Below are 6,912 nucleotides of genomic sequence, written 5' to 3'. Positions count from 1 at the left end.
TCTAATGCTAAAGCACAAATTCAACTTTTAAAAGATAAACAGCCATCTTTAAGATTTGTGCAAAAATCACATATTGCAGATTTAATTTATTTTTTATGCTCTGATAGTGCATCAGAGATTACAGGTGCAAATATTCCAATAGACGGTGGCTGGACAGCACAATAATAATTATTCTAGTCCAAATTCATTATTAACAATCTGTGCGCCAAGCGCTAAAGATTTCATTTTTGCATTTGCAACTTCTTGAGAAAAAGTAACTAATCCACAATTTGTGCAACCTAAAATATTTTTTGGTTCTGCAAATTTAGTAGCATTTCTTAAAATATTAGCAACTTGTTCTGGAGTCTCAATTTTTTTTGTGGCTACATCTATTGCGCCTACTAAAATTTTCTTTCCCTTTAACAATTCAATTAAATCCATTGGAACTTTAGAGTTTTGACACTCCAAACTTATTTGATCAATTTTACTTTTAGCGAGTAGTGGAAATACATTCTCATATTGCCTCCATTCGTTACCTAAGCTATTTTTCCAGTTAATATTTGCCTCAATTCCATATCCGTAGCAAATATGAACAATTGTTTTAGCTTTAAGATTGTTCGCTGCTTTTTCTAAAATTTTAATTCCCCAATCTTTTACTTCATCAAAAAAAACATTAAATGCAGGCTCATCAAATTGAATGTAATCAACGCCTGCGTCCACAAGCTCTTGAGCTTCATGATTTAAAACTTCTGCAAATTTTTCTGCTAATTTTTCTCTACTTTGATAATAATCATCATATAATGTATCCACCATCGTCATAGGGCCTGGCAGTGTGTATTTTATTGGAAGTTTTGTTAAAGATCTTAAGTATTTAGCATCTTCAACAAATACAGATCTTTCTCTTACTATGTCACCAAATACAACAGGAACACTCGCATCGTATCGATTTCTAATTCTTACGATTTTTTTATTATTAAAATCAACACCACTCAAATGTTCTATAAACGTTGTAACAAAGTGTTGTCTTGTTTGTTCCCCATCACCAATAATTGACAGTCCAGAATTTATTTGATTATTAACGGCAATTTTTATTGCTTTTCTTTTTCCTACTTTAAGTTCTTCTCCTTCTAATAACCATAGAGACCAAAGTTTTTCAGGTTCCGCTAGCCAATTTGGCTTTGGTAAACTTCCTGAGATAGTAGTTAAAATTTTATTGTTCATTATTAACTTTGCTTTAATTATTCTAATTTTATTAATATATCTTGAAAATTAAAATTATATAAAAAAAATAGTAAATGAAAATTTTTCACGGATTTAATAAAAAGTTTATAAAGGGAGATATTTATGGAGGAGTTACAGCTGGAATTATTGCTTTACCACTAGGTCTAGCTTGGGGAGCTGTTTCAGGACTCGGGCCATTAACTGGAATTTACAGTTCAATTATTGTTGGATTTTTAGCTGCAATGTTTGGTGGAACTCCAGGTCAGATTTCAGGACCAACAGGTCCAATGGTTGTCATTATTGCAGCAGCCTTTTTAGAGTTTAGGGATCAGCCAGAAATTGTTTTTTTTTGTGTCACTTTTTCAGGATTAATTCAAATTTTTATTGGTATTTTTAGACTTGGAAATTTAATTAATAAAATTCCTTACTGTGTTTGTTCAGGCTTTATGTCTGGCGTTGGTTTAATTATTATTTCTCTTCAGCTTACCATTTTATTTGGTCTTGGTGCAAAACCACAAGTGATTAGTGCTCTTGCAAATTTACAAAATATTTCAAATGTTAATGGACAGGCTCTTTTTATAGGTTCTTTTGGTCTTCTTATTCTTTTCTTTATCCCAAAAAAAATTAATAAAATTATACCATCTTCAATTATTGTTTTGTTTTTGGGTTCTCTTTTATCTTACTTGTTTTTTTCACAACAAGAATTAATTGGAGATATACCAAAAGGACTTCCGTCGTTTCATTTTACCTTACCACAACCTAACCAATATTTAGCAGTACTTTTTTATTCTACAGCACTTGCATTAGTTGGGGTTATAGACAGTTTATTGACTGCAGTAGTACATGATCGAATTACTCTTACAAAACATCTTCCAAACAAAGAGTCTATTGGTCAAGGAGTTGGAAATTTTGTTGCAGGTTTATTTGGTGCTTTAGCTGCAACAGGCGCTGCAATGCGAACTGTAGTTAATCTTAAAACAGGAGGAAAAACCCCGATATCTGGAATGATTCACTCAATAACACTTACTCTTATTGTTTTTGTTCTTGCTCCATTAGTTAAAATAATCCCGCTAGCAATTTTAGCTGCAATTTTGATTAAAACAGGACTTGATATCGTTGATTGGGAATTTTTAAGAGAAATTAATGAAAAAAGTAAAATTGAAATTTATACAAAATTTAATGTTATGATTCTAACAATATTTACAAACTTAATTTTTTCAGTTTTTATTGGTGTAATCTTTTATTACTTAGCTAAATTGATTTATAAAGAAAAAAGATTTTCTTATTTTAAAAAGTAGTTTAATTATTTCAAACTGATATAGATATTAACAATGCTTGATATTCCAATCCATTTTATTGCTTCGTTTATATTTGCAATTGCAATTCTACATACATTTTCAGTTAAAATTTTTAAAAATTTAGCTCATAAATATTCTAAGCATGAAAAAATATTACACATGCTTGGTGAAGTTGAAATTGTATTTGGTTTCTGGGCAATAATTCTTGTTATATTTTTTTTTATTTTGGCTGGCAAAAATCAGACAGTAAATTATTTAAATAACCAAAGTTATGTTGAACCATTATTTGTATTCGCAATTATGGTTATAGCGGCAAGCAAACCTATATTAAATTTTTCATTAACCTGTGTTAAACAAATTTCACGATTATTACCCATCAACCAGTCTTTGCGACTTTTTTTGGTTACAATGACATTTGTGCCCCTTTTAGGTTCCTTTATAACTGAGCCGGCAGCCATGACTCTGGCTGCATTAATTCTTAAAGATCATTTTTATTCAAAAAATATTTCGAATAAATTTAAGTACGGAATTGTCGGAACTTTATTTGTAAATGTTAGCATAGGAGGGGCTATGACTCCTTTTGCTGCTCCACCTATATTAATGGTTGCTGCTAAGTGGAATTGGGATTTATCTTTTATGTTTAGCACATTTGGCTGGAGAACGGCTTTGGCTGTTTTTACAAATAGTTTAATTTTAACACTGATCTTTAGAAAAGAATTAGTTAAAGTTTCAAAACTTAATATAAAGGAAAATAATATTCCTTTTTTTATTTTACTAATTCATTTGATTTTATTAGTGGGTCTCATAGTTTTTGTTCACGATTTAATTATTTTTTTGGGAATCTTTGTAATTTTTTTAGGTCTAGCAGCGTCATACGACCAGTTTCAAAATAAATTAATTTTAAAAGAAGCTTTTTTAGTATCATTATTTTTAACGGGTTTGGTAATTTTAGGAGGACAACAAAAATGGTGGCTACAGCCTTTATTAAACAAGTTAACTCCAGATCAAATTTACTATGCAGCTACTGCTTTGACAGCAATAACAGATAACGCTGCTCTTACTTATCTAGGTTCTTTAGTTGAAGGACTTTCTGATCAATTTAAATATGCACTGGCGGCAGGAGCGATAACTGGCGGCGGATTAACTGTAATTGCTAATGCGCCAAATCCTGCTGGTTATTCAATTTTATGCGGAAAATTTCAAAGAAATATTATTAGTCCTCTATATTTATTTTTATCTGCAATTGGTCCGACAATAATTGCAATAATTTTTTATAATTTTATATAAAAAATAAAATTATTTTTCTTAAACTAATAATTGTAACTAATAATCCAACAACAGTTAAAATCATTTTAACACTCATTTTAGACGTGGCTTTTGCTGCATAAGGCATTATTAAAAAACCACCAATTATCAGTCCAGCTAATGCTTCCCAATTTGTAACTTTTATTAAAAATAAAAAAGAAGTAGCCGAGGCTAAATTAATAAAAAATTCTGTAGCATTTACAGTTCCAATAACTTTTTTTGGTAACATTTTTCCACCCAGTAAACTTGTTGTTACGACAGGCCCCCAACCACCACCGCCGGCACCATCAACAAATCCACCTGTTATTGCAAGGGGCGTAATAACGGAATTTTTTTGTTTAAAGTGTAACTTAATGCTTGAGTAGGCTCTTGCAATTAAAAATATACCCATAAATAATAAATAAATTGAAATTATTATAGATAAGTAAGGAATTTTAATTTTAGTTATCACTAAGGCTCCAAGAATTGCGCCAATAATTCCAGGGATTAAAAGTTTTTTAAACAGTTTAGTATCAACATTTCCTATGCGCCAGTGATTTAATCCTGATGAACCAGAGACAAAAATTTCAGCTATATGAATATATGCAATAGCTTTTACAGGAGGAATTCCATACCCTAATAAAAATGCAACACCCGTTACTCCGTATGCCATTCCTAAGCTGCCATCAATTAATGCCGCGATGGCACCAAAGAATAATGACCAGAAAAATAAATCACTGTTAAAAGCAGTTCTGCCAGTTTCACGGTAATAAGCTAACATTGCTATTGCAGAAATAACTAAAAGACCAAATAAAATTCTAAATACTTTGTTACTCATTATATAAATTTATTATTTATTAAATAATGTTATTAGTTAATGAGTATGTTTCAAGTGTTTGATAAATTTAGACAGCCAATATTTGTGTTAATTGCTGGTTCAATTCTACTTGCGCTTGCATTTGGGATTAGACATTCCTTTGGAATTTTTTTAATTCCTATTAGTGAAAAAAATCTATGGGGCAGAGAAGTGTTTGCAATGGGTCTTGCTTTTCAAAATTTAATGTGGGGAATTTGGCAACCTTTTGCTGGAAGAATTTCTGACAAGATTGGAGCTGGTGTTGTCGTATTTATTGGCAGCATTCTTTATTCGCTAGGTTTATTTTTAATGGGTACTCTTTCAACCAAAACAGGATTTGTTATTGCATCTGGAATTTTAGGAATTGGAATATCAGGCGTTACGTTTCCAATCTTTGGGGCAATTAGTCGATCTGTAACTCCAGAGAAAAGAAGTGTTTCAATTGGAATTGCAATGTCGAGTGCATCTCTTGGACAATTTATAATGTTACCTGCATCATTAACATTATTGCAAAATTTTGGTCCAACTTTAGCTTTTGGAATTTTATCTGTTTTTTCTTTAATAATGTTAGCGCTTGCTATTCCTATGTTTGAAAAGCCAATTCAACAAACATCCATTCAAGATTTATCATTAAAAGAAGTATTGAGGGAGGCTTTTAGTCATAAAGGTTTCTGGTTGTTATGTTTTGGTTTTTTTGTATGTGGTTTTCATATTCTTTTTATTATGACGCATGCTCCAGCATTTTTGATTGATAAAGGTTTATCACCCCAAATTGGGACTATTGTTTTGGCATTAATAGGATTATTTAATATTTTTGGTACTTATTATGCAGGATTTTTAGGATCTAAAATTCGAAAGCCTTTAATCTTAAGTTTTATTTATGGATCACGTGCAGTAATTATTTTAATTTTTATTCTATTTCCAGTTTCAAACCTCACTGCTTATGTATTCGCTTCATTAATGGGAATACTTTGGCTATCAACAATACCGCCAACTCAAGGAACAATTACAACAGTATTTGGAGTTAAAAATATGAGTATGCTTTATGGTATTGCTTTTTTATTTCATCAAGTTGGTGCCTTTTTAGGAGGTTGGCTGGGGGGAAAAGTTTACGATTTGACAGGTTCCTATGATATTGTTTGGTATATATCAATTGCGCTTGGTGTATTTGGAGCAATTATTAATTATCCAATTGAGGAAAAAACCATATCAAGAATTGAAAGGCAGATTGTATGAAAAAATCAGCAATTTTTATATGGATTAGTTTTGTTTTGTTTCTTTTAGCAATTGCTTATTCTTATCAGACCAAAGGAATGGAAATTTATTTTTTAATTTCAAAACTTTGTTTTTAATTATTTTTTGTTATTTTCAACCCAAGATAAGAATATAAAAAATAAGATAGTTCCGATAACTCCAATCACAAAAAGTATTAATCCAGTAATTAAACTCATAAATTTTTTTATTTCTGTTTTGGTATAAATGTTTCTATAAAATTTGTATAATATGTTTTTAAATACTCAGCAAATTCCTCTAAAAGACTATAGAAATCAGTAAACTGTGGATTTTTACTAAGGATAAATTCTTTATTTTCAAAAATAATAGTCATTCCAATTATTAAGATAATTAGAATAGATAAAAAGATTTTATTATAATTTAAATTACTTTTATTCTCATACTTAATTGGAACATAGTTTTTAGTAGATTTTTCCTTTATTGATTTTTGATCTTTATCTTTTTCTTCTTTTTTTTCTTTTTCTTCTTTAATAGCATTTTCTTTTAAGATCTTAAACTCTTCAGAACTTGCAGGTTCTTGAAACCATTTTTGATCGCAAACTCCACACTGGACAACTCGACCATTAATGCCAATTTCTTCAGCCTTAACTGCAAATTTATATTTTTTGCAAGCGCATTCAATTATCATTTAAAAATAATACGGTTTAATATTAAAACATCTTTAGCATTATTTATTACTAATAAATCATATTTTTTTTTGTTTTCTTTTTTATTTAAATTTTCATTTTTTGTTTCAAGTTTATTTAAATTTTCTTTTTTTGGCACAAAGTTTTTAAATATTTTTTTATTATCATCAATTTTTATTGATTTTTGATCAATTATTTTTTTTGAAGGGTATTCGATATTCTGAAGTTTTAGGATACCATCTACTGCGTTTAAAATATCTTTTGTCTCATTTTGAATTTGTTTTTCTGAAATTTTAGTTGTTAAAATATCATCAACAGCATTTAAGATATCTTTTACAGAGTAATCTTGTTTCAT

General features: G+C 29.5%; 8 protein-coding genes. 4 read left to right on the top strand and 4 right to left on the bottom strand.

Translation table 11 applies throughout. The features are described from left to right. Positions 1-18 precede the first annotated feature (18 nt). Positions 19-165, top strand: coding sequence for an SDR family oxidoreductase (locus AC8IGH_RS04790; protein ID WP_507419578.1), 147 nt, complete (start codon positions 19-21; stop codon positions 163-165). Positions 166-168: 3 nt separating this feature from the next. Here the strand turns inward: AC8IGH_RS04790 and AC8IGH_RS04785 are convergent, their stop codons facing one another. Beyond that, the gene (locus AC8IGH_RS04785) at positions 169-1,200 is read right to left on the bottom strand and encodes a methionine synthase (protein ID WP_507419577.1); all 1,032 of its coding nucleotides are present in this window, start codon (positions 1,198-1,200) and stop codon (positions 169-171) included. 74 nt (positions 1,201-1,274) lie between these two features. On the opposite strand from AC8IGH_RS04785, the gene AC8IGH_RS04780 reads away from it, so the two are divergent. After that, positions 1,275-2,498, top strand: coding sequence for a SulP family inorganic anion transporter (locus AC8IGH_RS04780; protein ID WP_507419576.1), 1,224 nt, complete (start codon positions 1,275-1,277; stop codon positions 2,496-2,498). A 33-nt stretch (positions 2,499-2,531) separates the two neighbouring features. Further along, complete coding sequence (locus AC8IGH_RS04775; RefSeq protein ID WP_507419575.1) at positions 2,532-3,785, top strand: putative Na+/H+ antiporter; 1,254 nt, start codon at positions 2,532-2,534, stop codon at positions 3,783-3,785. Here the strand turns inward: AC8IGH_RS04775 and AC8IGH_RS04770 are convergent. After that, complete coding sequence (locus tag AC8IGH_RS04770; protein ID WP_507419574.1) at positions 3,778-4,620, bottom strand: sulfite exporter TauE/SafE family protein; 843 nt, start codon at positions 4,618-4,620, stop codon at positions 3,778-3,780. The genes AC8IGH_RS04775 and AC8IGH_RS04770 overlap by 8 nt on opposite strands. Positions 4,621-4,665: 45 nt before the next feature. Between AC8IGH_RS04770 and AC8IGH_RS04765 the strand changes: the two genes are divergently transcribed. Next, a complete protein-coding gene (locus AC8IGH_RS04765; RefSeq protein ID WP_507419573.1) occupies positions 4,666-5,874 on the top strand; it encodes an MFS transporter in 1,209 nt (402 codons plus the stop codon). 223 nt (positions 5,875-6,097) lie between these two features. Here AC8IGH_RS04765 and AC8IGH_RS04760 read toward each other — a convergent pair whose 3' ends face one another. Both AC8IGH_RS04760 and AC8IGH_RS04755 read right to left on the bottom strand, forming a co-directional pair. Beyond that, complete coding sequence (locus tag AC8IGH_RS04760) at positions 6,098-6,559, bottom strand: MJ0042-type zinc finger domain-containing protein (RefSeq protein ID WP_507419572.1); 462 nt, start codon at positions 6,557-6,559, stop codon at positions 6,098-6,100. Next, on the bottom strand, positions 6,556-6,912 hold a 357-nt coding region (locus AC8IGH_RS04755; RefSeq protein ID WP_507419571.1), incomplete at its 5' end, for a hypothetical protein. The genes AC8IGH_RS04760 and AC8IGH_RS04755, both read right to left, overlap by 4 nt.

It is taken from the genome of Candidatus Allofontibacter sp. (assembly GCF_038145245.1).
GTDB lineage: Bacteria > Pseudomonadota > Alphaproteobacteria > Pelagibacterales > Pelagibacteraceae > Fontibacterium.
This window is presented reverse-complemented; position numbering and strand designations above follow the sequence as displayed.